This is a genomic window from Pedobacter sp. 01N416 (assembly GCF_056399685.1).
The window spans coordinates 1-401 of record NZ_JBFTRT010001129.1 but is presented as its reverse complement, the minus strand read 5'-3'; the positions used below and the strand labels follow the sequence as shown (position 1 = coordinate 401).

The 401-nt window shown below is 44.6% G+C and carries 1 protein-coding gene; it reads right to left on the bottom strand.

Annotated elements, in window-relative coordinates:
* Nucleotides 1–46: 46 nt before the first annotated feature.
* A partial coding sequence (locus AC1DND_RS29560) for a Crp/Fnr family transcriptional regulator (RefSeq protein ID WP_477586618.1) occupies nt 47–401 on the bottom strand: 355 nt, incomplete at its 5' end.

Here is a 401-nt window from a genome sequence, read left to right as displayed (position 1 = left end):
CACGAGTACAAACAGCATGGTAGTTTTGAGCTTTGCGTTCATAACCTTAGTTTTTATAGTCAAAGATAGGTGTTGGATTTCGGCTGTTTTGTGTCTGGTGACACATTTGCAATTTTTTACGCCTGATTCTGCTTAAGGTTTCCCGGGAAATTCCAAGATAGGAGGCGATGTTGTTTTGGCTGGTCTGCTGCTCTATGTCGGGGTGGTGTTCAAGCAATTTTTCATAGCGCAACGTCGGGGTTTGGCTACGGAGGAAAATCGCCCTTTCCTCACTCATGATGTAGTACTTCTGTGTGACGATCCTGCCCAGCAGATTCCCTTGTGGGAAATCTGCATAATAAGCGTTTAATTGCTGCCAGCTTATGGACTGGAGTTTACAGTCCTGAAGTACTTCTATGTAC